Genomic DNA, 26409 nt, shown 5'->3' with positions numbered 1-26409 from the left:
CAACAATGACCGCACTCGTTATTGCAGAACACGACAACGCTTCGCTCAAGAGCGCCACGCTGAACGCCGTCACAGCCGCCAAGGCGTGCGACGCGGACGTGCACGTTCTGGTCGCTGGTGAAGGCGCAGCCGCCGCAGCACAAGCTGCCGCGCAGATCGCTGGCGTCTCCAAAGTCATCCTGGCCGAAGGCGCGAGCCTCAAGGACGGACTGGCTGAGAACGTAGCCGCTCAAGTTCTCGCCATCGCATCGAACTACAGCCACATCCTGTTCCCCGCAACCGCTGCTGGCAAGAACGTCGCTCCGCGCGTCGCCGCCAAGCTGGACGTGGCGCAGATCAGCGACATCACCAAGGTGGTTTCAGCTGACACGTTCGAACGCCCGATCTACGCAGGTAACGCCATCGCCACCGTGCAGAGCACCGACGGCACCAAGGTCATCACCGTTCGCGGTACTGGCTTTGATGCTGCTCCAGCAACCGGTGGTTCGGCTTCCGTGGACACCGTGGCAGCCGTGGCCGATTCCGGCAAGAGCGCTTTCGTGGGCCGCGAAGTCACCAAGAACGACCGTCCCGAGCTGACAGCAGCCAAGATCATCGTCTCCGGTGGCCGCGCTCTGGGCTCGGCCGAGAAGTTCACCGAAGTGATGACGCCTCTGGCCGACAAGCTGGGCGCTGCCATCGGCGCATCGCGCGCTGCGGTGGACGCGGGCTACGCACCGAACGATCTGCAGGTCGGCCAGACGGGCAAGATCGTTGCGCCTCAGCTGTACATCGCCGCGGGCATCTCCGGCGCGATCCAGCACTTGGCCGGCATGAAGGACTCCAAGGTGATCGTTGCGATCAACAAGGACGAAGAAGCACCGATCTTCTCGGTGGCTGACTACGGCTTGGTGGCGGATCTGTTCACGGCGGTGCCTGAGCTGGTCAAGGCCTTGTAAGCCGACGGCGATACAAAACGGGGCATCCTGCGCGATGCCCTTTTTTTCGCCAGTTTTTGCAATTTTTTATTGAGTTACCACCATGAGCTACGTCGCACCCCTCAAGGACATGCTGTTTGACATCGAGCACCTCGCCAATATCGAGCAGGTTGCAAAGATCCCCGGTTTCGAAGATGCAGGACTCGAAACCGCGCAAGCCGTGCTGGAGGAGTGCGCCAAGCTCTGCGAGGGCGTCGTGGCTCCGCTGAATGTTCCGGGTGATCTGAATCCCTCGTCGTGGAAAGATGGTGTCGTCACCACCACGCCGGGTTTCAAGGACGCCTTCAAGCAGTATGGCGAAGGTGGCTGGCAGGGTCTGCAGCACCCGGTCGACTTCGGCGGCCAGGGGCTGCCCAAGGCCATCGGTGCGGCCTGCATTGAAATGCTCAACAGCGCCAACCTGAGCTTCGCGCTGTGCCCGCTGCTGACGGACGGTGCCATCGAAGCGCTGCTCACTGCCGGCAGCGACGAGCTCAAGAACACCTATCTCGAAAAGCTCGTGACCGGCCAGTGGACCGGCACGATGAACCTGACCGAACCACAGGCAGGCTCCGATCTGGCGCTCGTGCGCACCAAGGCGGAGCCGCAGCCCGATGGCAGCTACAAGGTCTTCGGCACCAAGATTTTCATCACCTACGGCGAGCACGACATGACGGACAACATCGTCCATCTGGTGCTCGCTCGCGTGGCGGGCGCGCCTGAGGGCGTGAAGGGCATCAGCCTGTTCGTCGTGCCCAAGTTCATGGTGAACAAGGACGGATCGCTCGGTGACCGCAACGACGTGCACTGCGTGTCCATCGAACACAAGATGGGCATCAAGGCATCGCCCACCGCCGTGCTGCAGTTCGGCGACCACGGCGGCGCCGTCGGCTATCTGGTCGGTGAAGAAAACCGCGGCCTCGAATACATGTTCATCATGATGAACGCCGCGCGCTACTCGGTGGGCGTGCAGGGCATCGCCGTGGCCGACCGCGCCTACCAGAAGGCCGTGGCCTACGCCAAGGATCGCGTGCAGAGCCGCCCGGTCGATGGCTCGGTCAAGGGCAGCGCCACCATCATTCACCATCCTGACGTGCGCCGCATGCTCATGACCATGCGCGCCTACGTTGAAGGCTGCCGCGCGATGGCGCTCACAGGCGCTGCCGCGTACGACGCGGCGCACGCTCATCCCGATGCGCAGGTGCGTGCCGACAACGCCACTTTCTACGAATTCCTCGTTCCGCTGATCAAGGGCTACAGCACCGAGATGAGCCTCGAAGTCACCAGCCTCGGCGTGCAGGTGCACGGCGGCATGGGCTTCATCGAAGAAACCGGCGCCGCGCAGTACTACCGCGATGCCAAGATCCTGACGATCTATGAAGGCACGACCGCCATCCAGGCCAACGATCTGGTGGGCCGCAAGACCACGCGCGACGGCGGTGCATCCGCCAAGGCCATCGCCGCGCAGATCGAAAAGACGGAAGCCGAACTCAACGCCAACGGCAGCGCCGATGCGAAGGCCGTCGCCGCGCGTCTGGCCACTGCGCGCAAGGCGTTCCTTGACGTGGTGGACTTCATGGCCGGTGCCGCCAAGACATCTCCCAACGACGTCTATGCAGGCAGCGTGCCGTACCTGATGCTCACCGGCAATCTGGTCGCGGGCTGGCAGATGGGGCGCGCGCTGCTCGTGGCGCAGGCGTTGTCCGCCAAGGGCGAAGACAAGGCGTTCATGGACGCCAAGGTCGCCACCGCGCGCTTCTATGCAGATCACATCCTCGTGAAGACCGGCGCGCTGCGCGACAGCATCGTCGACGGCGCATCCACCGTGATGGCGCTGCCGCAGGAAGCGTTCTGATCGAGCACCGTCGCCACTGATCTGCCGGCATCCAGCGGAGCAGTGGCGACGATTTCATCGTCACCGCAACACCTACACCCACACCTACATCTATATCTCAGGAGACTCCCGCCATGTCCAAGCTGCCACCCGTGCTGCAAAAGCTCGCGCTGCCCGTGATCGCATCGCCCATGTTCATCGTCAGCACGCCTGCGCTGGTGATCGCACAGTGCAAGGCAGGCATCATCGGCTCGATGCCCGCGCTCAACGCACGCCCGGCGGAGCAGCTTGACGACTGGCTGGCGGAGATCACCGAAACGCTGGCCGCGTGGGACAAGGCACACCCCGATGCTCCCTCCGCTCCGTTCGCGATCAACCAGATCGTGCACAAGAGCAACGACCGCCTGGAGCACGACCTGCAGGTCTGCGCCAAGTACAAGGTGCCGCTCATCATCACCAGCCTCGGTGCGCGCGAAGACCTGAATCAGGCCGTCCATGGATGGGGCGGCGTGGTGCTGCACGACATCATCAACAACAAGTTCGCGCACAAGGCGATCGAGAAGGGCGCCGACGGCCTGATCGCCGTCGCGGCCGGAGCGGGCGGCCACGCGGGGGTGAAGAGCCCGTTCGCGCTGATCCAGGAAATCCGCCAGTGGTTCGACGGCCCGGTCGCGCTCTCGGGCTCCATCGCCACGGGTGACGCGGTTCTGGCCGCGCAGGCCATGGGCGCGGACTTCGCCTACATCGGTTCGGCCTTCATCGCGACGGAAGAGTCCCGTGCATCGGACGCCTACAAGCAGGCCATCGTAGACAGCAACTCCGACGACATCATCTACAGCAACCTGTTCACCGGCGTGCACGGCAACTATCTCGCGCCCAGCATTCGTGCGGCGGGACTCGATCCAGAGAACCTGCCCGAATCCGACCCGAGCAAGATGAGTTTCAGCGGCGGCGGCTCAGCCAAGGCATGGAAGGACATCTGGGGCAGCGGGCAGGGCATCGGCAGCATCGACAAGATCAGCTCGACGGCGGATTTCGTGGCCCAACTCAAGCGGGAATACGCGGCTGCGCGGGATCGCCTCAAGCTATAAGAGCGTGTTGGCGATCTCCACACGGTCTTGCAGGCGCCGCCTCGGGCGGTCTGCCGCGTTGCAAATCCTCGTAATAGCACGAGCCATTGCTGCGCCTTGCAGCCCATCCCGATCCGCACCCTGCAAGCCTCGCGCTGAGATCGTCAACACGCTCTAAGCATCACGTTTGCACAAAACTGGAGAAGGGCACCTTGGGTGCCCTTTCCTTTTGGCGGGGCAGCCCGCATTTTTTGAAAACCGAGCGCAGTCAGGCTACGGCATTGGATGCAGCCGATACCGCAAACCGGTCGCGCCCCGCGCGCTTGGCTTCATACATTGCCTGATCGGCCTCGCGCAGCATGGGAGGCCAGAGTTCATTCAGGGGGCTGGCCGCATCGGTGTTCTTCAACGGCTGCACATGCAGACCCGCGCTGACGGTGACCTGCATCGCCAAGCCCTCCACCTGCAGCGGCGTTTCGCGCACGGCGTGCAGCAGGCGTTCGGCCACTTTGCTGGCGCTGGGCAGGCTGGTCCGGGTGAGCACGATGACGAACTCCTCACCGCCATAGCGGGCCAGCAATTCTTCCTGCCGCAGATGCTGGCGCAGCACGGAGGCCACGTGCTGCAGCACCAGGTCGCCGATGTCGTGGCCCTGAGTGTCATTCACCCGTTTGAAGTGGTCGATGTCCAGCAGGATCACGCCCAGCGTCATGCCCTCGCGCTGCAACGCGGGCAGCAGACGCAACAGTTGCCGCTCCAGACTGCGGCGGTTGGGCAGTCGGGTGAGCGCATCCAGCTCGGCGGCCACGCGCTCGGCGGCGCTGCGGCGGTCCTGCAGCAGCATCAGATAGCTCAGCACGCTCAGCTGCAGATTGAGGAACATCGTGGCGCACAGAGCCCATGCGGTGATCTGCCCCGCCATGGACTGCGGAATGGGCGACATCGTGCCGGGAGGACTGCTCGGCATCGCGAAAGGCAGAACGGTCATCGCCTGAATCGCGGCACCGAGCAGCATGACTTTCCAGCCATTGCCGACGATCTCCTTGCGCGCATGAACCACCACCGTGCACAGCATCGCGATCTGAACCACGAACCCCGCATTGCTCAGTTGCGACCAGCGGACGAAGTCACCCCATGACAACACTGTCCACAGCACCGGGAACACCAACGGCGTCAGCGCCAGAAGCAGATCCCATGCATCCCATTTGCGCATCAGAAAACGCCGCAGCCCCAAACTCGCCAGCGACGACGCCACACCCACCAGCGCATAGGCCGTGCGCAACGTGGGTTCGGTGGGAAAGGTGTCGGACAGCGCGATCAGCAGATACCCCGTGCCCACCACGCCCATCGACGCCGTGATCCACCTCACCCCCTGCCGCGGGAAACTGCGGGTCACCACCCACAGCAGCCCACCCAGCGACCAGCCTGACAGCCCCGTCATGGCAAAGGCGGTTTCGGGGTTGAGCATGGGGATTGGCATGACAGCGGCAGCGCTAGCGAAGTGATGGATTTGAAACGTATCGATACATGATAGCGACTTGTCGGGCGTGTGAGCACGGGCGGTTCAGTGCAACGGTGCGGGGCATTCTGGGGCTCGCGTGAAACGATATGAGGCGAGCACCGCCTATCCAGAATGGCTGTAAATCCTTCAGAGTCCTCCGATGGACCGCGTGGCTCGGATGATTGCAACGACTGCCGTTGCAGCTCAGCGCACGGCCGATGGCAAATAGCCAAAGCGTGCGTGAAAACGTTCAGCAAATCGTGCGCGTGATTTGTATCCGCAGGCTTGCGAGATATCGGATATGTGGAAGGATGTGGTTTGAAGCAGCATCAATGCGTGGTGCATGCGGACGTCGATCAACAGGTCTTCAAACCGGGTGCGCTCATCTGAAAGGCGTCGCCTCAAGGTTGCCTCGCTCATGGCAAGAGCGCGTCCCGCCTCGCGTGCCGTCCATTGCTGTTCCGGCGCTTCACTTATCAATGTGCGCAATCGCCTCGAGGCACTGTTTAACGGGCTCTGCTGAAAGAGGCTGCCCCTTTCTGCAAGCGCCGCGAGCAAATCCATCAACCGGTACTGAAGGCGTTCATCGCTCACGCGCTGTGCGTCCACGCTGGCGAGCACATGCTGCAGCGTAGATGTCAGGTCATCATCCAGCAGCACTTGGCGGAAAGAAGGAGTCCGTTCCTTGTCCATCTGTGTCGGGGTGCGCGTGCGATGGAATGTCTCCAGCAGAGTGCTGGGGAGCGTCAGGAAAATGGACCGAAAACGCTGCTCCACACCCCCCGGTGTTTTGACAAGGTGCGCGCTGGTGTTGGCCTCGACGAGCAGCAGCGAGGAGGGGGTGTCGACGGTGAGCTGCTGGACTGTGTCGTCGAGATCAATCCGTCCCGCAGCAACCAGCAGCACGGTCGCGTCATGAAACAGGAAGCGGGGCGTGCGCTGCGCTTTCATCAAACACGGCTGCGCAAGGCTGCATAGGCTGCGCCGCAGCATGGGTGTGCCCGATGGCAACCGCCAACGGGCACTGCCGTCATCCTCATCAGATGCGGAATGGGTGATGCGTGACGGCCCCATGTGACCCTTCAAGCAAGCAAGATCTTGGGGTTCAGGCTGTAGAGACCAGTCAAGCTGGCTTGACCCAGCACTTGGGCCGATGCCAGTGCTGTGCGCACATTGGCGCCCGTGAGCGGACCTGCGACGACGAGCGTGGGTGTGGCCAGCGCGTAAACCGTGAAGATGTAGTGGTGCATCAGAGTGTCATTCCAGGGTGGGCAGGGGCCGTCGTAGCCGTAGTAGTCGCCTTTCATTTGCTCATCGCCTGCGAACCAGCCGGTGTAGTCGTTGATGCCATGGCGCAAGCCGGAGATGGTGGCGGGGCCGGGTTTGCCACGCGGTGTCACACCATCTGAGTGCGCGCCCGCCAGGATTTCATGCGTGTCGGCTGGAATGTCAAGCAGCAGCCAATGGACAAAGTCGACCCGGGGCAGCGCAGCGGGCACTTCTCTGCCTTCCTGATTCACGTCATCGCCCCGGCTGGGCACATCGGGGTCATGGCAAACCACCACAAACGACTGGGTGCCTGGAGGTGCATCACTCCACGCAAGGTGTGGGTTGCGATTGGACGACAGCGCGACATGCGTGGCGGCATCAGGTACCGCGAACGCGAATTCGCCGGGGATGATCTGACCGTCTTGAAAGCTGTGACTGATGAGTTGCATGGGACGTTCTTTCCGTAGGTGAGTGGGATTGACGATTGCATCCAAGGGGCAATGCATGTTCACAAGTGTAGAGCGCGGCAAATCATTCGGGTCACCAAATCCGATCAAATATCATCCCAATCGAATCATTTTGACCTGATAGGCTTTGTTTTGGTAAATCTGCCGTGAATGTGAATCACGCCGAATCTTGTGGAAATCCGCTCGTGGCGGCGGCTGTTTGAATATTTCCTTGGCGATTCCAGCGGACACTCCCGCATCGCACGCGCAGCAATCAAATGAAATGTTACAAATTGATATTTATGTATAGAATAGAAAATATCTAGCAACTGGCCGCCATCAAATTCTCATGAAGAAACCCGCCATCATTTCCGCGCTTCTCTCCCTGTTCGCAGTGTTTGGAGGAGGCGTAACGCATGCCCAATCCACGGGCAATCTGCAGGCATCCTCGATCGTGGTTGTGCCGGATTCCGGCATGTGGTCATTTCCCGCCGAGCAGACGGGCCAGCCCGGACGTGGATTTCAGCTGGATACGCAGGGCGACACTTTGGTGATGTCCTATTACGGCTATCGCGCTGATGGTGCAGCCACTTTCTATCTGGCCAGCGGCAAGCTTGCCGGTGACAGCTTTTCCGGATCTTTGATGGAGTACGCCAAGGGGACCGCCCTGGGCCGGCCGTTTCAGAACGGGGTGGAGCTTGGTTCGGCTGGTGTCGTGAAGATCACGTTCAGGGACAGCACGCACGGCACCATGACCTTGCCGGGGGAGCAGCCACAGGAGATTTCCCGGTTCGTGTTCAGCGATGCGTCCGTCGAACTGAATGACAGGTACTTTGGCGGATTCCGGGTTGCGGCTGACAGCAAGGGTGAACGCAACCCTGTCACCTTCCATTTCACGGAAGCGCGCGATGGTCGCTTTGGCCTTCTGATCGTGGCCACTGGAGGCAGCGAGTCCTGCAAGTTCACCGGCTCCTACGAGTTGCGCGGCGTGTCTCTCAGCGCGAGCGGGAACTACGTGTGCAATCCGGGCGATGATGGGACGTTTACCGCACAGGACATCAAGGTTGATGCCAATGGGAACTTCACTGCGATGTTTGTCAGCACGACGGCAAATGGGCGCGAAACATATACCGACTATTTGATTGGACGCTGATCGCCTTGATGAGGGCTAGTGGCGTTGCGCACTGCCGCGTGGGTCTGGATTCGATGGCCGGCGAAGGTCCTGACGCTTGACTTCTGCGATGCGGAAAGCGGCAGTTGCGCTCCATTCCACGGCGCACGGTTCCGTTCGCTGATTCCGCTTGTTTTCGGTGTTATCTTCCCGGCACTATGCAAAGTCTTTTTCACCTCGCTTATCACGTCACCGACCTCGATGAGGCTCGCCGGTTCTACCGCGATGTGCTGGGCTGCGCGGAAGGGCGCAGCACGGACACGTGGGTGGATTTCAACTTTTTCGGGCACCAGATCTCGCTGCATCTGGGCGAGCCGTTTCCCGTGGCGAACACCGGGCGCGTGGGCGTTCACATGGTGCCGATGCCGCATCTGGGCCTGGTGCTGCTCAAGCCCGACTGGCTCAAGCTGGCCGAGCGTCTGAAGGCGGCGAACACGCAGTTCGTGCTGGAGCCGCAGGTGCGTTTCGAGGGTGAACCTGGCGAGCAGTGGACAATGTTCTTCCGTGATCCATGCGGCAATCCTATTGAAGTAAAGGGCTTCGTGAGCTGGGAGCAGGTGTACGAGCACTGAAGCGCCTTGGTCGGCCGCCGCGTGGTGGCGTCGACCATCTGAATTGAATGCCGGCCCGAAGCGATGCTCTCATGTCGCTTCGGGCCGATTTGTTTGGGGCGTAGTTTGTCCAGCCATTACGGGTAAATACGGGTGCTCCATTCAGGCAAATGCACATTCAATGGCGTGCCGTAAGTTTCGCGAAAGCAAGGGATTTTGGATTTTTGATAATCCGTAAGTCATTGATATGACGGAATTTATTGGAATTCAACAGGGCGCTGAGTGAGTGCGTGGTGAGCGGTATTTAATCTGGTTTCCTAAAGTACAATTTCGAGCCTTGGGGGGAGACTTCTCATCCGGTTTTCTTGGCTTCATAGCTGTGCATAATCGCGTGTGTCTTTAGATAGGCAGCCGCTGGTAGTGTGAGAAGACCGCTTGACGGGGGTGCTGCGCGGAGCAGGGGCCGGCTGGCAGCAAGGTTTTATCGGAACAGGCCGCAAGGCTTCGGATGTCCGGGGCACGGGTTGCTTCGGTGCACAGAACAAAGATCTAACAGATGATGGTGGAGTTGGTGTGAGAGTCGAGTTTTCCATTCGGGCCAGCTCGGCCGTGGCCTGCGGATTGCGCGAGCACGTCGAGTGGCAGCGTTGGGCCGAGTCGCCGTCACCATCTGTTCCTGGCGGCGAGCTGGGGCTCGACCTTTCCCATGTGCCGGCGATGGCGCGCCGCCGTCTGGGCCGGTTGGCCAAGATGGCCGTGCTGGTGGCCGATGACGTGTTGCAACGGGAACAGCTGGAGGATCTGCCGGTGGTCTGGACGTCCCGTTATGGCGATGCGGAAAAGTCTCTCGCGCTCCTGCGCTCGCAGGTCGCCGGCGAGCCTTTGTCTCCTACTGCTTTCGGTCTCTCCGTGCACAACGGCGTGGGCGCGCAGCATTCGATTCTGCGCGGCATGGTGGCCAACGCGATCTGCGTGGCATCGTCGGGCAGCGTGCCGGAGGCGGGTGTGGTCGAGGCGTTGGGGTTGATGGCCGATGGCGCCTCCGACGTGCTGCTGGTCTGCTACGACGAGCCGCTGCCCGGTGAATACGCGGGCTTCTCCGAATCGACCCCTTCAGAGTTCGCGTGGGCGGCGCTGCTCACCGGCAAGTCCGATGGTGTGCCGAGCTTTGCGCTGTCGGCATCGGCAAGCGCGCCTCCTGATTGTGACGTCACCTCTTTGCCCCATGGCCTGCGCGTGCTTCAGTTTCTTTTGGCGGCCGATCAACCCGGCTTGACGCACGCGCGTGGCGAGGGTGGGAGCTGGATATGGGAGCGGCTGCATGCTTGAGCGCCTGAACCGCGGCTGGCGCGTCGTCGCCACCGGCTTCTGCTTTGCGATGTTCGGCCTTGGGGGGCTGTTCATCCGGCTGGTCGTCTATCCGCTGTTGCTGCTGTTCACCCGCGATGCCGAACGCCGCAAGAACGCGGCGCAGGCGGTGATCCATCACAGTTTCCGCTTCTTCGTGGGGCTGATGAATTTCGTCGGCGTGATCTCGTACGAGGTGCGCCACCTCGAGCGCCTTGACCGCAAGGGGTTGCTGATTCTGGCCAACCATCCGTCGCTGATCGATGTGGTGTTTCTGGTCTCGTTCATTCCGCGAGCCGACTGCATCGTCAAGGAATCGCTGCTCAGGAATCCGTTCACGCGCGGGCCGATCCATGCGGCGGGTTTCATCTGCAACAGCGGCGGCGCTCAACTAGTGGAAGACTGCAACCGTTCGCTGGCCGAGGGCAACAATCTCATCATCTTTCCCGAGGGCACGCGCACGCCGCTGGTGGGGGACGTGAAGCTGCAGCGCGGCGCCGCGCACGTGGCGGTCAAGGGGCGGGTGAACATCACGCCCGTGCACATCCACACCAGCCTGCCGATGCTGCCCAAGGGGCGCCCTTGGTGGAAGGTTCCGGCGCGCAAGCCGCATTTCATTTTCGAGGTTCGAGAGGACATCGACATCGAAGAATTCTGCGTGGCCGCAGGCAATGAGTCGCTGGCCGCGCGACAAGTCACGGACTACCTGTCCGACCATCTTTTCAGAGGACCCTCACGTGCTTCAGCTTGAACAGGAAATCAAGGAGCTCATCATCTCGTCGCTCGCGCTCGAGGATATCGCTCCACAGGACATCGATTCCACCCAGCCACTGTTCGTGGATGGCCTGGGGCTGGATTCCATCGACGCGCTCGAGCTCGGTCTCGCGCTGCAGAAGAAATACGGCGTGAGCATGTCCGCCGATTCCGAGCAGACGCGCCAGCACTTCAGCAGCGTCAACGCGCTGGTGGCATTCGTCGCCGGCAACCGCGCGCAGTGAGCCGACGCGGCTCCTCGCATCCCCGACACTCTCTCATTTCTCATTGGATACGGCCATGAACAAGCAGGAAATCTTTGAGCACATCGTCCGCATCCTGGACGAGAACTTCAGCATCGAGGCCGCGCGCGTCACGCCCGAGGCAAAGCTCTACGACGATCTGGACATCGACAGCATCGATGCCGTGGACCTGATCGTGCAACTCAAGCCGCTGGTGGGCAAGCGCCTGAACGCGGAGGCGTTCAAGTCCGTGCGCACCGTGCAGGACGTGGTCGATGCGCTGCACAAGCTGGTGAACGAAGACCCGCAGGCCGCCTGATCCACGGCGCACGAGCAACGCAAGGACCATCCGCATGCGCAACTGGGTGAAATGGGCCCTGATCGTGTTGACGGTGCTCTATCCGCTCGTGGTGTATGCCGCGATCGGACGGATACCGCCGCAGTGGCTCGCCCTGCTGCTGACGGGCCTGGCCGTGGCGCGCGCGCTTGCGGTGCGCCAGCGGTTCTGGTGGCTGGTGGCCGGTGGTGCCGCGATTCTCGGCGTGGCCGCGTGGCTCAGCCAGGATGCGCTGATGGTCAAGCTCTACCCGGTGTGGGTGAACGTCGTGATGCTGGCCGTGTTTGGCTACAGCCTGTTCCATCCGCCCTCGGTCGTCGAGCGTCTTGCGCGTCTGCACGAGCCCGATCTGCCGCCCTCCGGCATAGCTTATACGCGCAAGGTGACTCAGGTGTGGTGCGGCTTCTTCGTGCTCAACGGCACGGCTGCGGCCATCACCGCCCTGTACGGCAGCGATGCCGTCTGGGCGCTCTACAACGGGTTGATCGCCTACGTCCTCATGGGCTGCCTCATGGGTGTCGAATGGCTGGTGCGCCAGCAGGTGCGCCGCAGTGGCGCTTCCGCTCACTGATCGAATGAACCCAGCAGACAAGGAATGACAAGTTGAAGCAGAGCGTGGCACTGGCTGACGTGGCGTTGGCCGCGGCAGGTGCGGACAGGCGTCCGGTCGCGACCGTGAACGGACGTGCCGTCGCGCACGCCGACTGGCTGCGCATGGCGCGTGGCTGGCGGGCGGCGTTCGAGCGCGTGACGGGCGACGAGGTGGGCTTTTATTTCGAGGACACGCTGGCGTTCTCCGCCGCGCTCTGGGGCGCATGGCATGCGGGGAAGACACCGGTGCTGCTCGGTGATGTGCAGCCCTCGACGCTCGCGCAGTTGCTGCCCACGGTGAGCGCCACGGCGGGGCTGTTGCCAGATGCGCTCGAGGCGCTGGAGCCGCGCGACGAAGGCGCGTTGCAACCCTTCGACATGCAGGCCGCGCGTCTTGTTCTGTTCACTTCCGGTTCGACCGGCAGGCCCGAGCGCATCGTCAAGAAGGTCGCGCAGCTCGACGCCGAGGTCCACAACCTGCAGGCCGCTTTCGGCAGCGCGCTGCAAGCGGACGCGCTGCAGGTGCTTGCCACCGTGTCGCATCAGCATATCTATGGGCTGCTGTTCCGCGTGCTCTGGCCGTTGTCGGCGGGGCGCGAGCTGGGGACGCGTTTTGCGCGCTATCCCGAAGACGTGCTGCAGCAGCTGGAGCAGGCAGGGCACGGCGTGCTCATCTCGAGCCCGGCCATGCTGAGCCGACTGCCGGTGCATCTGCCCTGGGGGGATGCGCGCACGCGGCTCAAGGCGGTTTTTTCATCGGGTGGACCGCTTGCGGTGCAGGGCGCCGAGTTGGCGCTCGCGACGCTGGGACACTCGCCGACCGAAGTCTTCGGCAGCTCCGAGACCGGCGGCATCGCATGGCGTCGTCGTGCGGAGCATGGCGACGTGTGGCAGACCCTGCCGGGCGTCGACGTGCGTTTGAACGACGGCGGACTGCTTGCGGTGCGCTCCGGCCATCTCGATGATCCGGCGAGCTGGTGGGAAACGGCGGACCGGGCCGAGCCGCTGAGCGGCGGTGCGAGCTTTGTGCTGCTGGGCCGTGCCGACCGCATCGTGAAGATCGCCGAGAAGCGCGTGTCGCTGACGGCGATGGAGCAGCGCCTGCAGGCGCACGAGCATGTGAAGCTGGCGCGCGCCGTACTCATCGAACGGGCGAATCTGCCCACGCGGGTGGGCATGGTACTTGAGCTGAGCGAGCCGGGTTGGCAGGCGCTGTTTGCGCAGGGTCGCCAGGCCATGGGCCATGCGCTGCGTGACTGGCTGGCGGATGTCGTCGAGCGCGTGGCGCTGCCGCGCAACTGGCGCTATGTGGTCCGCATGCCGATGAACGAGCAGAGCAAGATCACGCAGCAGAGTCTGCTGGCGCTGTTCGATCCGCTGATGCCGCCGCCGCAATGGGTGAGCCGCAGCGAGCTGGATGCGCATGTGACGCTTCAGGTGGTGCCCGAGCTGCGTGTGCTCGAGGGGCATTTCCCGCAGGCCAAGCTGATTCCTGGCGTTGCGCAGTTGCACTGGGCGGTCACGCTCGCGCGGCAGGCGTTCGACATTCCGGGCGTCTACGCGCGTGCGGAAGTCGTGAAGTTCCAGCAACCGATTCTGCCGGGCGACACCGTTGAGGTGCAGCTCAAGCGGATACCCGAAAAGGATGCGATCCAGTTTGCATTCACCTCCCGCCGTGGCGCGCACGCCAGCGGCCGTCTGCTCATAGGTGCATGAACCATGGCGCATTCCATCGTCACCATCATTCCCGTCTACAACCACCCGGACACCATGGACGCCATGCTGCGCGGCGTGCTCGCGGCGGGCCTCGACTGCATCATGGTCGATGACGGCTCCGACGCGAACTGTGCGCGGGTGCTCGATGAACTGGCCCTCCGATACGCGCCACGCGTCGAGCTGCTGCGCCTGGCCGTCAACGAGGGCAAGGGCGGCGCGATGATCGCGGGCATGCGCCACGCTCAGAAGCGCGGCTTCACGCATGCGGTGCAGATCGATGCCGACGGACAGCACGCGACCGGCGACATCGCGGCCTTCGCGGAGTCCTCGCGCCAGCATCCCGCTGCCATGATCTGCGGTGCACCGATCTACGACGAGAGCGTTCCCAAGGCCCGGCTTTATGGCCGCTATGCGACGCACATCTGGGTGTGGATCAACACGCTGTCGCTGGACATCCGCGACTCGATGTGCGGCTTTCGCGTCTACCCGCTCGCCGACGCGCTGCGTGCCGTGGACAGCGCACGCATCGGCAAGCGCATGGAGTTCGACCCCGAGATCCTCGTGCGCATGCACTGGCATGGCGTGCCGTTCGTGAACCAGCTCACGCGCGTGACCTATCCGCAGGACGGGCTCTCGCATTTCCGCGTGCTGCGCGACAACGTGCTGATCTCCAAAATGCACGCGCGCCTGTTCGCCGGCATGCTGCTGCGCAGCCCCGTGCTGCTGGCGCGAAAGCTCACCGGGCGACGCCGCAGCGGGGCGCTCACATGAGTCCATCGATGCACGAAACGAACGACAATCCACTCGCCAACGAATCTGCCGCCACCACGCATTGGGCGCAGATCGGCGAGAGCACGTTCGTGGCGGGCATGTGGCTTCTGTTCCAAGTGCATCGGGTGCTGGGGCGCTGGCCGTTTCTGCTGTGCCTCTATCCGGTGGTCACCTATTACTGGCTCAGCAAGCCGATTGCGCGACGCTCATCGCTCGAGTATCTGCAGCGCATGCAGGAGGCGCATGGCCTCTGGAAATCCACGCCCGGCTGGCGCCAGAGCCTGCGGCACTTTCGCATGTTCGCGCAGGTCATCCTCGACAAGATGCTGGCGATCTCGGGCAGCTATCCCGCGTCGCGCGTGGACATCAGCGGGCACGAGGCGATTCTCGCGCTCATCGAGCGGGGGCAGGGCGGTGTGTTCGTCACCGCGCACATGGGCTGCATCGAGCTGTGTCAGGTACTGGCCGAGCGGCGCAAGGGCCTGCGGCTGAACGTGCTGGTGCACACGAGGCATGCGGAGCAGTTCAACCGCGTGCTGCGCCGCCTTGCGCCCGAGAGCAAGGTGCGCTTTCTGCAGGTCACCGATTTCAACGCGGCCACCGCCATGATGCTGTCCGAGCGCGTGGCGCAGGGCGAATTCATCGCGATCGCGGGTGACCGCGTGCCGGTGCAGAAGAGCAAGACCACGTCCGCGCGGTTTCTGGGCCACGAGGCGGCGTTTCCAAGCGGCCCCTATGTGATTGCCGCGTTGCTCAAGTGCCCGCTGTTTCTGATGACCTGCACGCGGACAAGCCATGAAAATGGCGGCGGCTACGCGCTGCGCATCGCCGAGTTGGCCGCGCAGGTCGAACTGCCGCGTGGACGGCGCGAGCAGGCGATGGCTGACTATGCGGGCATGTACGCCCGCGCGGTCGAGGACCGCCTTGCGAAGGCGCCGTTCGACTGGTTCAATTTTTTCCCTTTCTGGGCACAGGCGCAGCGGCCCGACGACAAGCCCGCAGCCGCTCCAGCACAACGATAGAAGATGACAGGCATGACACAGAACGCGACTCCGGCGCTCATCATTTTTGATGGCGGTCCGTTGCAGATCGAGGAGATCACGGCGATTGCGCATCAGCGCGCGAAGGTGCAGCTCTCGCCCGAGCCGGCCTTTCGCGAACGCATCCAGCGCGGCGCGGATTTTCTCGACCGACTGCTCAGCGAGGACGGCGTCGTCTACGGAGTGACGACTGGCTACGGCGACTCCTGCACGGTGGAGATTCCGCCCGAGCTGATTCCCGACCTGCCGCACCATCTCTACGCCTATCACGGCTGTGGCGCGGGTCGCTTTCTGACCGAGGTGGAGACGCGCGCCGTGCTGGCCTGCCGTCTCGCGTCGCTCTCGCGCGGGCTCTCGGGCGTGAGCTGGGCGCTGCTCAAGCAGATCGAGCATCTGATCGCGAACGACATCCTGCCCTGCATTCCGGCCGAGGGGTCGGTGGGCGCGAGCGGCGATCTCACGCCGCTGTCGTATGTGGCGGCGGTGCTCTGCGGCGAGCGTGACGTGATGTGGCGTGGCCAAGTCATGCCCGCCGCACAGGCGCTCGAACAGACGGGCGCGACGCCGCTGCGGCTGCGTCCCAAGGAAGGCCTTGCGCTGATGAACGGCACGGCGGTGATGACCGCGCTCGCCTGCCTCGCGTGGCAGCGCGCGGACTACGTGGCGCGTCTTGCGTGCCGCATCACGGCCGCCAACGTGGTCGGCATTGCGGGCAATGCGCACCACTTCGACGAAACGCTTTTCGCCGCCAAGCCGCATCCGGGCCAGCAGCGCACGGCCGCGCGCATTCGCGGTGATCTGGTGGCCGAGGCACCGCTGCGCAATTCGCACCGCCTGCAGGACCGCTACTCGCTGCGTTGCGCGCCGCATGTGATCGGCGTGCTTGAAGACGCACTGCCGTTTCTGCGCCAGCTGATCGAGGGCGAACTCAACTCGGCCAACGACAACCCGCTGATCGAGCCCGATCAGGAGCGCGTGCTGCATGGCGGTCATTTCTACGGCGGCCACGTCGCGCTCGCCATGGACACGCTCAAGAACACGATCGCCAACGTGGCCGATCTGCTGGACCGCCAGCTCGCGCTGTTGGTGGATACGCGCTACAGCCAGGGCCTGCCGTCGAACCTGTCCGCAGCACAAGGCCGCACGCAGGCCATCAACCACGGCCTGAAGGCGCTGCAGATCAGCGCGTCGGCCTGGACGGCGGAGGCCCTCAAGCAGACCATGCCCGCGTCGGTGTTCTCGCGCTCGACCGAGTGCCACAACCAGGACAAGGTGAGCATGGGAACGATCGCCGCGCGCGACGCGCTGCGCGTGCTCGAGCTCACCGAGCAGGTCATCGCCGCGATGCTGATCGCCGCGCGCCAGGCCGTACCGCTGCGCGAGCGCATTCAGCCTGATGTGCCGATCGGCGACGAGATGCGCGCATGGATCGCTGACCTCGCGGAACGCGTCGCGCTGGTCGAAGTGGACCGCGCACTCGACAAGGATCTGCAGCGTCTGCTGGTCGACATCCGCGCTCAAGCATGGAGCCTGTATGCCGACTGAGAATGAACTCGCGTCGCGCGAGCGTCTGACCTGCGAGATCGAGGTCACGCCCGCGTTCTACGACATCGACGTGATGGAGATCGTCTACCACGGCAACTACGTGCGCTTTCTGGAACTGGCACGCAGTGCGCTGCTCGCCAAGTTCGACTACGACTACCCACGCATGCGCGATTCGGGCTTTGGCTGGCCGGTGGTCGACATGCGCCTCAAGTACGTGCGGCCCGCGACCTTCGGGCAGAAGCTCAAGATCCGCTCGACGATCACCGAATGGGAAAACCGCCTGCGCATCGACTACGTGATCAGCGACGCTGAGACGGGCCAGAAGATCAACACGGCCTATACGATTCAGGTGGCCGTGGACATGCAGACGCGCGAGATGCGCTTTGTCTGTCCGCCGGTGCTGTGGGAGCGGCTGGGGGTGCAGCCATGAAGTCCATCCTGAAGTCGACCATTCTTTGTGCGGCGCTGCTGGCCATGGTGCCCGCCGCGATGGCTGAAAAACCTGCACCCGTTGCAGCCAAGGACCAGGTCACGCAAGATTTGCTGGAGAAGGTCAAGCAGCAGCTCAAGGACGCGCCGGTGGTGCGCGGCAACTTCGAGCAGGAAAAAAGCATCAAGGGCTTCAAGCAGCCGCTGCGCTCCTCCGGCGAGTTCGTGGTCGCGAAGAACAAGGGCATCGTCTGGCATGTGCTCAAGCCGTTTGAATCGACGCTGATCGTCAAGCCCGACAGCCTGCAGTCGCGGCGCGGCGATGGCGAGGTGAGCATGCAGATGCGTGCCGAAGACGAGCCCGTGCTGCGCACCGTGAACGCGATGCTGTTCGCCGTGATGTCGGCCGATCTGGTGCAACTGCGCCAGTTCTTCGAGGTGTCGGGCAAGGCGCAGGCCAGCGGCTGGCAGATGTACCTCGTGCCGCGCGACCCGATGCTTGCGCAGTGGCTGGCGTCGGTCGATCTGCAGGGAGGGGCCTTTGTTCGTGAAGTGAAGCTGCAGGAGGCGCGTGGCGACAGCAGCGTCATCCGCATCCAGGAGGCAACGGCCGAGCAGACGCTGCGCGATGCCGATGCCGCGCTGTTCCGCTGATGATGAATTGAACCGCACCGAATGACGCGCACTTCTCCCGACTTGGCCACCATGGAACGCCCCGCAGGCGTGCTGTGGCGTGTGGCTGCGCTGGTCTGGGCGCTGGTGGTGCTGGCCGTGTGCGTGCATCAGTTCCAGTTTTGGAAAGAGGGGCGCATCGACACCGATGTGCTTGCGCTGTTGCCGCTCAACGAGCAGGCGCCCGATGTGTCGATGGCGACGCAGCAGCTCTCCGAGCAGATGCAGCGCCAGATCGTGGTGCTGCTCGGAACGCCGCAATGGGACGAGACGCGTGCGGCGGCGCAGACCTTTCGCGCCGCATTGAAGACGCAGACGAGCGCACGCCTCAAGGAGGAGGCGATTGCGCGCGAATCATCGATGCAGTCGGCGCTCGCCTTCTACCAGCCGTGGCGCGCGAATCTCATCACCACGCAGCAGCAGGGCGAGCTTGCCAAGGCCAGCGATGAAAGCCTGGTGCAGCGCGCGCTGCAGGATCTTTATCAACCGGCCACGCAGGCGCGCCTGACCGATTGGGTGAATGACCCGCTCGGGCTGTGGACGCAGTGGTGGTCGGCGCGCGCGGCGCAGAGCCAGGCGCGGCCACGCGATTCCGAGCTGTGGGTGGCGGCCGACGGCAAGCAGTGGGTGGTGATGCAGTACGCGCTCGACGGCTCGGCTTTCAGCCTGTCGGGCAATCCGGTGATCGGTTCGGCGATGGAGCATGCCTTGAGCGAAGTGCGCAGGCAGTCGCCCGACGCGCAGCTCATTCTGGCCGGCGTGCCGCTGCATGCGGAGGCAGCCGCAGTGCAGGCCAACGGCGAGATCAACGTGATCGGCTGGGGTTCGCTCGCGGGGGTGCTGGTGCTCGCCTGGATCGCCTTTCGTTCGCTGCGGCCGGTGCTGCTGGTGGGCACGTCGCTGTTGATCGGCTGCGCGGTCGCGCTCAGCGTGACGGATCTGGTGTTCGGCAAGGTGCATCTGCTGACGCTGGTCTTTGGCGCGAGCCTCGTGGGCGTGGCCGAGGACTACGGGATTCACTATTTCGCGTCGCGCCAGGGTGCGCCGGGTAGCAAGCCGCATGCGCTGATGCGCGGCCTGCTGCCAGCGTTGTGGCTGGCGCTTGGCACCAGTGCGATTGCCTATATTGCGCTCGGCATGGCGGCGTTTCCGGGGCTGCGGCAGATGGCGCTGTTTTCGGTGGTGGGCCTCGCGGCCGCGATGTTGACCGTGATCTGCTGGTTTCCATGGCTGGATCGCGGCCGCGTGCCGCAGAGCCGTGCGGCGCTCGCCATCGGCAGGACGCTGGGCTGGTGGCCGCGCTGGCGCGGGGCGCTGCCGTGGTCGCTCGCGCTGTGTGCGCTGGCGCTGCTGTGGATCGGCAAGGGCCATCTGCTCAACGACATGGACGACGTGCGCCAGCTGCAGAACAGCTCGCCGAGCCTGATCGCGCAGCAGATGCAGGTCGGGCAGATACTCGGGCTGCCGAGCCCGGCGCAGTTCTATCTGGTCAAGGGCGCGAGCGCCGAAGAGGTGCTGCAGCGTGAAGAAGCACTCAAGCAGAGGCTCGACGCGCTGGTCGTGGACAAGGAGCTCACGGGCTACAGCGCGGTGTCCGACTGGGTGCCTTCGGCGCAGTTGCAGGCGCGCAATGCGGCTCTGGTGCAGCACGCGAACAAGGTGGTGCTCGACGGCGTGAACGCGCAACTGGGTGAGTCGTTCGCACCTGACACTTCCGCCGCTGCGGAACCGCTTACCGTGCAGGCGTGGCTGGCGCAGCCGATTTCGGCAGCCGCCCGCCCGCTGTGGCTGGGCGAGCGCGAGGGTGCGTTCCGCAGCATGGTGATGCTGCGTGGTGTGCGCGGGCAGGCGGCGTTGCCCGCGCTGTCGGCCGCGGCTGAGGGACTGGTGGGCGTGACCTGGGTGGACAAGCCAGCGGAGATTTCCGGGCTGCTCAAGCGCTACCGCATCTCGATGACCGAGTTGCTCGCGCTCGGCCATGTGCTGGTGCTCGCGGCGCTGTGCATCCGCTTTGGCCGCAGCGCGTGGCGCGCCTGGCTGCCGACGGTGCTCGCCAGTCTTGCGGTGGTCATCATCCTGTCGCTGATGGGCGAGCCGTGGCAACTGTTCAACGTGCTCGCGCTGATGCTGCTGCTTGGCGTGGGCATCGACTATGGCATCTATCTGCAGGAGCATGAGGACGATCCGCAGGCCTGGCTCGCGGTGGTGATCGGCGCGGGCAGCACCTGGCTGTCGTTCGGGCTGCTGGGGCTGTCGCAGACGCCCGCGCTGCGCGCGTTCGGCGTCACGCTGATGTTCGGCCTGCCCATCGTGCTGTTGCTCGCGCCGCTGTTCCGAGCTGGCCGTGATGGCGGCGATGGCGGCGCGTCATCCGCTGCGGCTACAGTCTCCCATTCAATAGAGGGCACTTCGCCCAAATCCAAAGCAAAAGCGTGAGGGTCGTTATGGACAACATCAAGGTCGAAGAGACTGAAATTCTGATCATCGGCGCGGGCCCTTCGGGCGCCGTGGCGGCGGGGCTGCTGCGCAAGCAGGGCCGCAAGGTGCTGATCATCGAGAAGGAAACCTTTCCACGCTTCTCCATCGGCGAGAGCCTGCTGCCGCAGAGCATGCAGTACATCGAGGAAGCCGGCATGCTGCAGGACGTGGTGGAGGCGGGCTTTCAGCACAAGAACGGCGCGGCCTTCGCCAAGGGGGAGCTGGCCACGGCCTTCGATTTCCGCGACAAGTTCTCCAAGGGCTGGGGCACGACCTACCAGGTGCAGCGCGCCAACTTCGACAAGGTGCTGGCGGATGCTGCCGAGAAGGCGGGCGCGGAAATCCGTTATCGCCACGTGGTGACGGCCGTTGACGTGAGCGGCGATCAGCCGGTGGTGCGCGTGCGTTCGGAGCAGGGCGAGGAGTATGCGGTGACCGCGCGCTATCTGCTCGACGCCAGCGGCTTCGCGCGCATTCTGCCGCGCATGCTCGATCTGGAGCGGCCCTCGGACTTCCCGGTGCGCGGCGCGCTGTTCACCCACATCGAGGACCGCATCGCGCTCGGCGAGATGGACCGCCAGAAGATCCTGATCAGCGTGCACCCCACGCACCACGACGTGTGGTTCTGGACCATTCCGTTCTCCAACGGCCGCTGCTCACAGGGCGTGGTCGGCACGCCCGAATATCTGGCGCAATATCAAGGCACCGAGGTGGAGCGCCTGCGCGCGATCATCGCCGAGACGCCATCGCTCTCGCATGTGCTGCGCAACGCCGTGTGGGACACGCCGGGCCGCACGCTCACCGGCTATTCGGCGAACGTGACCTCGCTGTGGGGCAAGAACTTTGCGCTGCTCGGCAATGCGGGCGAGTTCCTCGATCCGGTGTTCTCGAGCGGCGTGACGATCGCGGTGAAGTCGGCAAGCCTTGCCGCGAAGTGCATCGCTCGCGCATGGAACGGCGAGACCGTCGATTGGCAGGCCGACTACGCGGTGCCGCTGCAGGCGGGCGTGAACACCTTCCGAGCGTTCGTTTCCGGTTGGTATGAAGGTGGCTTCCAGGACGTGATCTTTCACGACCGCCACAGCCCCGAGATCCGCCGCATGATCTCGTCGATTCTTGCGGGCTATGCGTGGGACGATACCAACCCCTACGTGGCCGAGCCGCAGCGGCGCCTGAACGTGCTGCGCGAACTTTGCCAACAGCAGGCCAAAGAGGCGCTTGCATGACATCGCCCGTGAGCCGCATCGCTTGCTCGACTTGGCTGGCGGGCTTGGCCTCGGCGGCCTTGCTGGCGGGCTTGGCCTCGGCGGCCTTGCTGGCGGGCTGCGCGTCCGCGTCTCGCCACCAGGCCGATGCCGCCGTGGCGGGCCAGGTGGGCTCGCCGTGGCTGGCGCTCGCGCCGTCCGCGCTGGGCTGCGCCGCAGCGGTACAGCAGCGCCTGACCGTGCAGCCGCCGGGGCAGTCGCCGAAGGAGCTTGATGCGCTGCTCGAAATCGATGCGGGCAGCATGCGGCTCGCGATTCTGAACCTTGGCCAGATGGTCGGCACGCTGGACTGGAACGGAACCAAGCTCGATCCGCAGCTCTCGCGCTGGTGGCCTGCGGTGCTCAAGCCCGAGCAGGTGCTGAGCGACGTGCAGCTCGCGTTCTGGCCCGAAGCGGAGATTGCCCGGGCCTTGCCAGCGCAGTGGACGCTGGACGCGACGCCAAAGGAGCGCGTGCTGAAGTACGCGGGAGCGGAGCGGGTGAAGGTGCGGTTTCTCGATGCGAGCGCGCTTGAAGTCGTCTATCCGCAAGGCAACTGGTCGCTGCGCATCGACACGCCGGGCGGTGCCGATCTGTGCAGCAACAATGCGGGGCTTTGATGGTGATGGAGCGACCTCCCGTTTATCTGAATGCCGTCTCGGCGATCAGCGCGCTGGGCGCGAGTGCGGAGCAGATGCGCGCGCAGCTGTTCGCCGATGCCGATCCGCAGACCTTGCGCGTGACCGAGCAGTATTCGCCGGGGCGTGCGCTGGCTTTGGGCTGTCTGCCAAGCGATGTCGAGCTGCCTGCGCTGGACTTTGCCGTGCCTGCACAACGCTCGCGCAACAACGCGCTGGCCTGGGCGGCGATGCTGCCGCTCAAGCCGCAGATGGATGCGCTGATCGCGCGCGTGGGTGCCGAGCGGGTGGCGCTGATCGTGGGCACCAGCACGGGCGGCCTTGATGAGGGCATGTTCGCTGCCGATGCGTATCGGCGCGCGGGCGCTTTTCCGCAAGGCTTTGATTACACGGTGCAGGAGCTGGGCGACGTGGCGGGATTTCTCGCCACCCATCTGGGCATCCGTGGCCCGGTGCATGCGACGTCGACGGCCTGCTCTTCGGGTGCCAAGGCGCTTGCGAGCGGCGCACGGCTGCTGGTGAGCGGCATGGTCGATGCGGTGATCGCCGGTGGTGTGGATGCCTTGAGCGCGTTCACCGTGGCGGGTTTCAGCGCGCTCGAGGCGGTGTCCGCCGAGCGCTGCAACCCGCTGTCGGCCCATCGCCACGGCATCAATCTCGGCGAGGCTGCGGCCTTCTTCGTGATGACGCGCGAGCGCGGGCCGGTGCGGCTCGCGGGCTGGGGGGAGAGCCAGGATGCGCACCACATGTCCGCACCCGATCCGACGGGGCGCGGGGCGATCTCCGCGATGCAGCAGGCGCTGGATCGCGCGGGCATGGCGGCCGATCAGGTCGACTACGTGAACCTGCACGGCACGGCAACGCCCCACAATGATGCGATGGAGAGTCTGGCCGTGCACACGCTGTTCGGCTCGGGCGCGGCGGTCAGCTCGACCAAGCCGCTGACGGGTCATGCGCTGGCTGCGGCGGGTGCGCTGGAGGCTGCGATCTGCTGGCACGTGCTGCACGACAATCCGCTGGGCAAGTTGCCCGCGCATTGGTGGGATGGAGTGGCCGATGCGGGCCTGCCCGCGTTGCGGATTGCCGGGCCGCAAGACGCTCTGGGGCGAAGCGCCCGGGCGGTGCTCAGCAATTCTTTTGCGTTTGGCGGCAGCAACTGCTCCCTGCTGTTCGCGGCGGGTTGAACCGGGATGGACGATGACGGGATTGACGAATTGGTGATGAAGGAATTTTTGCCCATCGAGAACTATGTGCCGCATCGCGGCGCGATGCTGCTGCTCGACCGCCTGCTGGCGGCCGACGCGGAGAGTGCCGTGGCCGAGGTGACGGTGCCGCGCGACGGTCTCTATCTGCAGGATGAAGGAATGCCCGCATGGGTTGGGCTGGAATACATGGCCCAGACCGTGGCGGCCTGGGCCGGGTGGCGCGCGTTGCAGGCGGGACAGCAGGTCAAGCTCGGTTTTCTGCTGGGCACACGCAAGTACGATGCGGGTGCTGACTTCTTCGCTCCGGACACCGTGCTCACGGTGAGCGTGCAGTGCGAGCTGATGGGCGAAAACGGACTGGGCATGTTTGACTGCACAATCCGAGCCGATGAGGAGGTGCGGGCCACGGCGCGCATCTCCGTCTACGAACCCGAAGACGGCGGCGCCTATGTGCAGGCGCTGCAGAACACAGAGAGCTGATGACAGGAATGACGACTGAATCGACCACCAAGGGGACCGTTCTGGTGACCGGATCCAGCCGGGGCATAGGCCGGGCGATCGCGCTGCGTTTGGCGCGCGATGGCCATGACATCGTCGTGCATTGCCGCAGCGGCGTGGAGCACGCCAAGGAAGTGGTGGGAGCCATCGAGGCGCTCGGCCGCAGCGCGCGCGTGCTGCAGTTTGACGTGGCGGACCGCGCGGCCAGCATCGCGGCGCTTGAGGCCGACATGGAGCTGCACGGTGCCTACTACGGCGTGGTCTGCAACGCGGGCATCGCGCGCGACAACGCCTTTCCCGCGATGAGCGGCGAGGAGTGGGACGCCGTGGTGCACACCAACCTCGATGCGTTCTACAACGTGCTGCACCCCGTCGTCATGCCCATGGTGCGCAGACGCAAGCCGGGGCGCATCGTCACGCTGGCATCGGTGTCGGCGCTGATGGGCAATCGCGGCCAGACCAATTACAGTGCGGCCAAAGCCGGAGTGATCGCGGCCACCAAGTCACTGGCCATCGAGCTCGCCAAGCGCGACATCACGGTCAACTGCGTGGCGCCCGGGTTGATCGATACCGACATGGTGAGCGAGGAAGTGCTGGAGCACGCGATGGACATGATTCCGATGCGCCGCATGGGATCGGTGGACGAAGTCGCCGCCGTGGTGTCGTTTCTCATGGGGCAGGACGCATCGTATGTGACGCGTCAGGTCATTTCCGTCAACGGAGGGATGCTGGGATGAGCGCCTTGAACAGCCATCACAATGGCAAACGCCGCGTCGTGGTGACCGGCATCGGAGCGCTGAGTCCGCTCGGCCATGATTGGGCCACCGTGCGCGCGCAGTTGCACAGCGGCAAGAACGTGATCCGCTCCATGCACGAGTGGAAGGACATCGAGGGCCTGAACACGCAGTTGGGCTGCACCGTGCCCGCATTCGATCTGCCCGCGCACTACAACCGCAAGACCATGCGCAGCATGGGCCGCGTGGCGCTGATGGCCACGCGTGCGAGCGAGATCGCGCTCGAGAGTGCAGGGCTGCTCGACGACCCGCTGGTCAAGAGCGGCAAGATGGGCGTGGCCTACGGCTCGTCCGCCGGCACGCCCGCCGCCATCGGCGACTTCGGCCGGATGATCGCCGACAAGACGACCGAGGGCATCAACGCCAACACCTACATCAAGATGATGGCGCACACCGCCGCCGTCAACATCGCCGTGTTTCTGGGCCTGACGGGTCGCGTGATCACCACGTCGAGCGCCTGCACCTCGGGCAGCCAAGGCATCGGCTACGCGTTCGAGGCGATCCAGACCGGCAAGCAGGTGGCCATGCTGGCCGGCGGCTCCGAAGAGCTGGACGCGACGCAGGCGGCCGTCTTCGATACCCTGTTCGCCACCAGCGTGAAGAACGACACGCCAGACCTCACGCCGCGCCCGTTCGATGCGGCGCGCGACGGACTGGTGCTTGGCGAGGGAGCATGCACGTTCGTGCTCGAGGAACTGGAACATGCCAAGGCGCGCGGCGCGAACATCATCGCCGAGCTGATCGGCTTCGGCACGAATTGCGACGGCACGCATGTCACGCATCCGAACTCGGCCACCATGGCGCAGGCCATGCAACTGGCCATCGAGGACGCGGGCATTTCGGCTGCGGAGATCGGCTACGTGAACGCGCACGGCACCTCGACCGAGCAGGGCGACATCGCCGAATCGGCCGCGACCTACGAGATTTTCGGCAACCGTGTTCCGGTCAGCACGCTCAAGGGCTTCATGGGCCACACGCTTGGCGCGTGCGGCGCGCTCGAGGCCTGGATGACGCTCGAGATGATGAAGGACGGCCTGTTCGCGCAGAACGCCAACCTCACGCAGGTGGACGAGCGCTGCGCGCCCATCGACTACATCGTCGACCAGCCACGCGCGGTGCAGACCGATGTGGTGATGTCGAACAACTTCGCGTTCGGCGGCATCAACACGTCGCTGATCTTCAGGCGCTGGAGGGCGTAGATCGCGGACGCCTTCCTGGAACCACCGGGTGTGCAGCAGGCGTTGCCGACGCATTCCCGGACCATTCACTCAATACTCAACAGCGGGTCGGAGACCCACAACACAGGAGAAG

Annotated in this window: 26 protein-coding genes; 23 read left to right on the top strand and 3 right to left on the bottom strand. The window is 64.4% G+C overall.

The window, feature by feature from the left end; all coding sequences use genetic code 11:
- Positions 1-5 precede the first annotated feature (5 nt).
- The 3 genes from ISG32_RS19510 to ISG32_RS19500 all read left to right on the top strand — a co-directional run bounded on the left by ISG32_RS19510 (position 6) and on the right by ISG32_RS19500 (position 3881).
- A complete protein-coding gene (locus tag ISG32_RS19510; RefSeq protein WP_194772689.1) occupies positions 6-938 on the top strand; it encodes an electron transfer flavoprotein subunit alpha/FixB family protein in 933 nt (310 codons plus the stop codon).
- Between the two features lie 82 nt (positions 939-1020).
- A complete protein-coding gene (locus tag ISG32_RS19505; RefSeq protein WP_194772688.1) occupies positions 1021-2811 on the top strand; it encodes an acyl-CoA dehydrogenase in 1791 nt (596 codons plus the stop codon).
- Positions 2812-2924: 113 nt separating this feature from the next.
- Positions 2925-3881, top strand: a complete 957-nt coding sequence (locus tag ISG32_RS19500; RefSeq protein ID WP_194772687.1) for an NAD(P)H-dependent flavin oxidoreductase — start codon at positions 2925-2927, stop codon at positions 3879-3881.
- A gap of 247 nt (positions 3882-4128) precedes the next feature.
- Here ISG32_RS19500 and ISG32_RS19495 read toward each other — a convergent pair whose 3' ends face one another.
- From ISG32_RS19495 to ISG32_RS19485, 3 genes are all read right to left on the bottom strand, one after another.
- Positions 4129-5340 carry a GGDEF domain-containing protein gene (locus tag ISG32_RS19495; protein ID WP_194772686.1) on the bottom strand — a complete coding sequence of 404 codons (1212 nt, stop codon included), beginning with the start codon at positions 5338-5340 and terminating at the stop codon, positions 4129-4131.
- A gap of 225 nt (positions 5341-5565) precedes the next feature.
- On the bottom strand, positions 5566-6435 hold the full coding sequence (locus ISG32_RS19490; protein ID WP_194772685.1) for a helix-turn-helix transcriptional regulator: 870 nt from the start codon (positions 6433-6435) through the stop codon (positions 5566-5568).
- A gap of 8 nt (positions 6436-6443) precedes the next feature.
- Positions 6444-7079 carry a YbhB/YbcL family Raf kinase inhibitor-like protein gene (locus ISG32_RS19485; RefSeq protein ID WP_194772684.1) on the bottom strand — a complete coding sequence of 212 codons (636 nt, stop codon included), beginning with the start codon at positions 7077-7079 and terminating at the stop codon, positions 6444-6446.
- Positions 7080-7425: 346 nt separating this feature from the next.
- Between ISG32_RS19485 and ISG32_RS19480 the strand changes: the two genes are divergently transcribed.
- From ISG32_RS19480 to ISG32_RS19385, 20 genes are all read left to right on the top strand, one after another.
- Positions 7426-8229 carry a hypothetical protein gene (locus ISG32_RS19480; protein ID WP_194772683.1) on the top strand — a complete coding sequence of 268 codons (804 nt, stop codon included), beginning with the start codon at positions 7426-7428 and terminating at the stop codon, positions 8227-8229.
- Between the two features lie 176 nt (positions 8230-8405).
- A complete protein-coding gene (locus ISG32_RS19475; RefSeq protein WP_194772682.1) occupies positions 8406-8819 on the top strand; it encodes a VOC family protein in 414 nt (137 codons plus the stop codon).
- Positions 8820-9371: 552 nt separating this feature from the next.
- Complete coding sequence (locus ISG32_RS19470; protein ID WP_194772681.1) at positions 9372-10127, top strand: beta-ketoacyl synthase chain length factor; 756 nt, start codon at positions 9372-9374, stop codon at positions 10125-10127.
- On the top strand, positions 10120-10896 hold the full coding sequence (locus ISG32_RS19465) for a lysophospholipid acyltransferase family protein (protein WP_194772680.1): 777 nt from the start codon (positions 10120-10122) through the stop codon (positions 10894-10896). The genes ISG32_RS19470 and ISG32_RS19465 overlap by 8 nt, the downstream gene beginning before the upstream one ends.
- Positions 10883-11143, top strand: a complete 261-nt coding sequence (locus ISG32_RS19460) for a phosphopantetheine-binding protein (RefSeq protein ID WP_194772679.1) — start codon at positions 10883-10885, stop codon at positions 11141-11143. Before ISG32_RS19465 ends, ISG32_RS19460 begins: the two co-directional genes overlap by 14 nt.
- A gap of 55 nt (positions 11144-11198) precedes the next feature.
- Complete coding sequence (locus tag ISG32_RS19455; protein WP_166066620.1) at positions 11199-11459, top strand: acyl carrier protein; 261 nt, start codon at positions 11199-11201, stop codon at positions 11457-11459.
- A gap of 34 nt (positions 11460-11493) precedes the next feature.
- On the top strand, positions 11494-12048 hold the full coding sequence (locus ISG32_RS19450) for a COG4648 family protein (protein WP_194772678.1): 555 nt from the start codon (positions 11494-11496) through the stop codon (positions 12046-12048).
- 32 nt (positions 12049-12080) lie between these two features.
- Positions 12081-13784, top strand: a complete 1704-nt coding sequence (locus tag ISG32_RS19445; RefSeq protein WP_194772677.1) for an AMP-binding protein — start codon at positions 12081-12083, stop codon at positions 13782-13784.
- A 3-nt stretch (positions 13785-13787) separates the two neighbouring features.
- Positions 13788-14555, top strand: a complete 768-nt coding sequence (locus ISG32_RS19440; protein WP_194772676.1) for a glycosyltransferase family 2 protein — start codon at positions 13788-13790, stop codon at positions 14553-14555.
- 8 nt (positions 14556-14563) lie between these two features.
- Positions 14564-15577 carry an LpxL/LpxP family acyltransferase gene (locus ISG32_RS19435; protein WP_194772675.1) on the top strand — a complete coding sequence of 338 codons (1014 nt, stop codon included), beginning with the start codon at positions 14564-14566 and terminating at the stop codon, positions 15575-15577.
- Positions 15578-15580: 3 nt separating this feature from the next.
- The gene (locus tag ISG32_RS19430; protein ID WP_228529949.1) at positions 15581-17140 is read left to right on the top strand and encodes an HAL/PAL/TAL family ammonia-lyase; all 1560 of its coding nucleotides are present in this window, start codon (positions 15581-15583) and stop codon (positions 17138-17140) included.
- The gene (locus ISG32_RS19425) at positions 17130-17570 is read left to right on the top strand and encodes an acyl-CoA thioesterase (RefSeq protein WP_194772673.1); all 441 of its coding nucleotides are present in this window, start codon (positions 17130-17132) and stop codon (positions 17568-17570) included. Before ISG32_RS19430 ends, ISG32_RS19425 begins: the two co-directional genes overlap by 11 nt.
- Positions 17567-18223 (top strand): outer membrane lipoprotein carrier protein LolA, encoded by a 657-nt coding sequence (locus ISG32_RS19420; protein WP_228529948.1) that lies wholly within the window; start codon positions 17567-17569, stop codon positions 18221-18223. The genes ISG32_RS19425 and ISG32_RS19420 overlap by 4 nt, the downstream gene beginning before the upstream one ends.
- 21 nt (positions 18224-18244) lie before the next feature.
- Positions 18245-20677, top strand: coding sequence for an MMPL family transporter (locus tag ISG32_RS19415; protein WP_228529947.1), 2433 nt, complete (start codon positions 18245-18247; stop codon positions 20675-20677).
- Positions 20678-20694: 17 nt separating this feature from the next.
- Complete coding sequence (locus ISG32_RS19410; RefSeq protein ID WP_194772856.1) at positions 20695-21945, top strand: NAD(P)/FAD-dependent oxidoreductase; 1251 nt, start codon at positions 20695-20697, stop codon at positions 21943-21945.
- The gene (locus ISG32_RS19405) at positions 21942-22583 is read left to right on the top strand and encodes a DUF3261 domain-containing protein (protein ID WP_194772672.1); all 642 of its coding nucleotides are present in this window, start codon (positions 21942-21944) and stop codon (positions 22581-22583) included. Before ISG32_RS19410 ends, ISG32_RS19405 begins: the two co-directional genes overlap by 4 nt.
- Positions 22584-22588: 5 nt before the next feature.
- Positions 22589-23785: a beta-ketoacyl-ACP synthase gene (locus ISG32_RS19400; RefSeq protein WP_194772671.1), complete on the top strand. Its 1197-nt coding sequence runs from the start codon at positions 22589-22591 to the stop codon at positions 23783-23785.
- A 36-nt stretch (positions 23786-23821) separates the two neighbouring features.
- Positions 23822-24286: an ApeP family dehydratase gene (locus tag ISG32_RS19395; RefSeq protein ID WP_194772670.1), complete on the top strand. Its 465-nt coding sequence runs from the start codon at positions 23822-23824 to the stop codon at positions 24284-24286.
- The gene (locus tag ISG32_RS19390) at positions 24286-25041 is read left to right on the top strand and encodes a 3-ketoacyl-ACP reductase FabG2 (RefSeq protein WP_407645078.1); all 756 of its coding nucleotides are present in this window, start codon (positions 24286-24288) and stop codon (positions 25039-25041) included. The genes ISG32_RS19395 and ISG32_RS19390 overlap by 1 nt, the downstream gene beginning before the upstream one ends.
- Positions 25038-26297, top strand: coding sequence for a beta-ketoacyl-ACP synthase (locus ISG32_RS19385; protein ID WP_194772668.1), 1260 nt, complete (start codon positions 25038-25040; stop codon positions 26295-26297). Before ISG32_RS19390 ends, ISG32_RS19385 begins: the two co-directional genes overlap by 4 nt.
- Positions 26298-26409 lie beyond the last annotated feature (112 nt).

Origin of the sequence: Diaphorobacter caeni, from assembly GCF_015354245.1 — a bacterium.
In the GTDB taxonomy this organism is placed as follows: domain Bacteria; phylum Pseudomonadota; class Gammaproteobacteria; order Burkholderiales; family Burkholderiaceae_C; genus Diaphorobacter_A; species Diaphorobacter_A caeni.
This window is presented reverse-complemented; position numbering and strand designations above follow the sequence as displayed.

Excerpts from the sequence above, each read along its gene's own strand:
- ISG32_RS19500 (WP_194772687.1), top strand. The coding sequence starts at position 2,925 with ATGTCCAAGCTGCCACCCGTGCTGCAAAAGCTCGCGCTGCCCGTGATC.
- ISG32_RS19485 (WP_194772684.1), bottom strand. The coding sequence starts at position 7,079 with ATGCAACTCATCAGTCACAGCTTTCAAGACGGTCAGATCATCCCCGGC.
- ISG32_RS19455 (WP_166066620.1), top strand. The coding sequence starts at position 11,199 with ATGAACAAGCAGGAAATCTTTGAGCACATCGTCCGCATCCTGGACGAG.
- ISG32_RS19505 (WP_194772688.1), top strand. The coding sequence starts at position 1,021 with ATGAGCTACGTCGCACCCCTCAAGGACATGCTGTTTGACATCGAGCAC.
- ISG32_RS19390 (WP_407645078.1), top strand. The coding sequence starts at position 24,286 with ATGACAGGAATGACGACTGAATCGACCACCAAGGGGACCGTTCTGGTG.
- ISG32_RS19385 (WP_194772668.1), top strand. The coding sequence starts at position 25,038 with ATGAGCGCCTTGAACAGCCATCACAATGGCAAACGCCGCGTCGTGGTG.
- ISG32_RS19465 (WP_194772680.1), top strand. The coding sequence starts at position 10,120 with ATGCTTGAGCGCCTGAACCGCGGCTGGCGCGTCGTCGCCACCGGCTTC.
- ISG32_RS19450 (WP_194772678.1), top strand. The coding sequence starts at position 11,494 with ATGCGCAACTGGGTGAAATGGGCCCTGATCGTGTTGACGGTGCTCTAT.
- ISG32_RS19405 (WP_194772672.1), top strand. The coding sequence starts at position 21,942 with ATGACATCGCCCGTGAGCCGCATCGCTTGCTCGACTTGGCTGGCGGGC.
- ISG32_RS19490 (WP_194772685.1), bottom strand. The coding sequence starts at position 6,435 with ATGGGGCCGTCACGCATCACCCATTCCGCATCTGATGAGGATGACGGC.
- ISG32_RS19420 (WP_228529948.1), top strand. The coding sequence starts at position 17,567 with ATGAAGTCCATCCTGAAGTCGACCATTCTTTGTGCGGCGCTGCTGGCC.
- ISG32_RS19480 (WP_194772683.1), top strand. The coding sequence starts at position 7,426 with ATGAAGAAACCCGCCATCATTTCCGCGCTTCTCTCCCTGTTCGCAGTG.
- ISG32_RS19395 (WP_194772670.1), top strand. The coding sequence starts at position 23,822 with ATGAAGGAATTTTTGCCCATCGAGAACTATGTGCCGCATCGCGGCGCG.
- ISG32_RS19475 (WP_194772682.1), top strand. The coding sequence starts at position 8,406 with ATGCAAAGTCTTTTTCACCTCGCTTATCACGTCACCGACCTCGATGAG.
- ISG32_RS19425 (WP_194772673.1), top strand. The coding sequence starts at position 17,130 with ATGCCGACTGAGAATGAACTCGCGTCGCGCGAGCGTCTGACCTGCGAG.
- ISG32_RS19435 (WP_194772675.1), top strand. The coding sequence starts at position 14,564 with ATGCACGAAACGAACGACAATCCACTCGCCAACGAATCTGCCGCCACC.
- ISG32_RS19495 (WP_194772686.1), bottom strand. The coding sequence starts at position 5,340 with ATGCCAATCCCCATGCTCAACCCCGAAACCGCCTTTGCCATGACGGGG.
- ISG32_RS19440 (WP_194772676.1), top strand. The coding sequence starts at position 13,788 with ATGGCGCATTCCATCGTCACCATCATTCCCGTCTACAACCACCCGGAC.
- ISG32_RS19510 (WP_194772689.1), top strand. The coding sequence starts at position 6 with ATGACCGCACTCGTTATTGCAGAACACGACAACGCTTCGCTCAAGAGC.
- ISG32_RS19415 (WP_228529947.1), top strand. The coding sequence starts at position 18,245 with ATGACGCGCACTTCTCCCGACTTGGCCACCATGGAACGCCCCGCAGGC.
- ISG32_RS19430 (WP_228529949.1), top strand. The coding sequence starts at position 15,581 with ATGACAGGCATGACACAGAACGCGACTCCGGCGCTCATCATTTTTGAT.
- ISG32_RS19400 (WP_194772671.1), top strand. The coding sequence starts at position 22,589 with ATGGAGCGACCTCCCGTTTATCTGAATGCCGTCTCGGCGATCAGCGCG.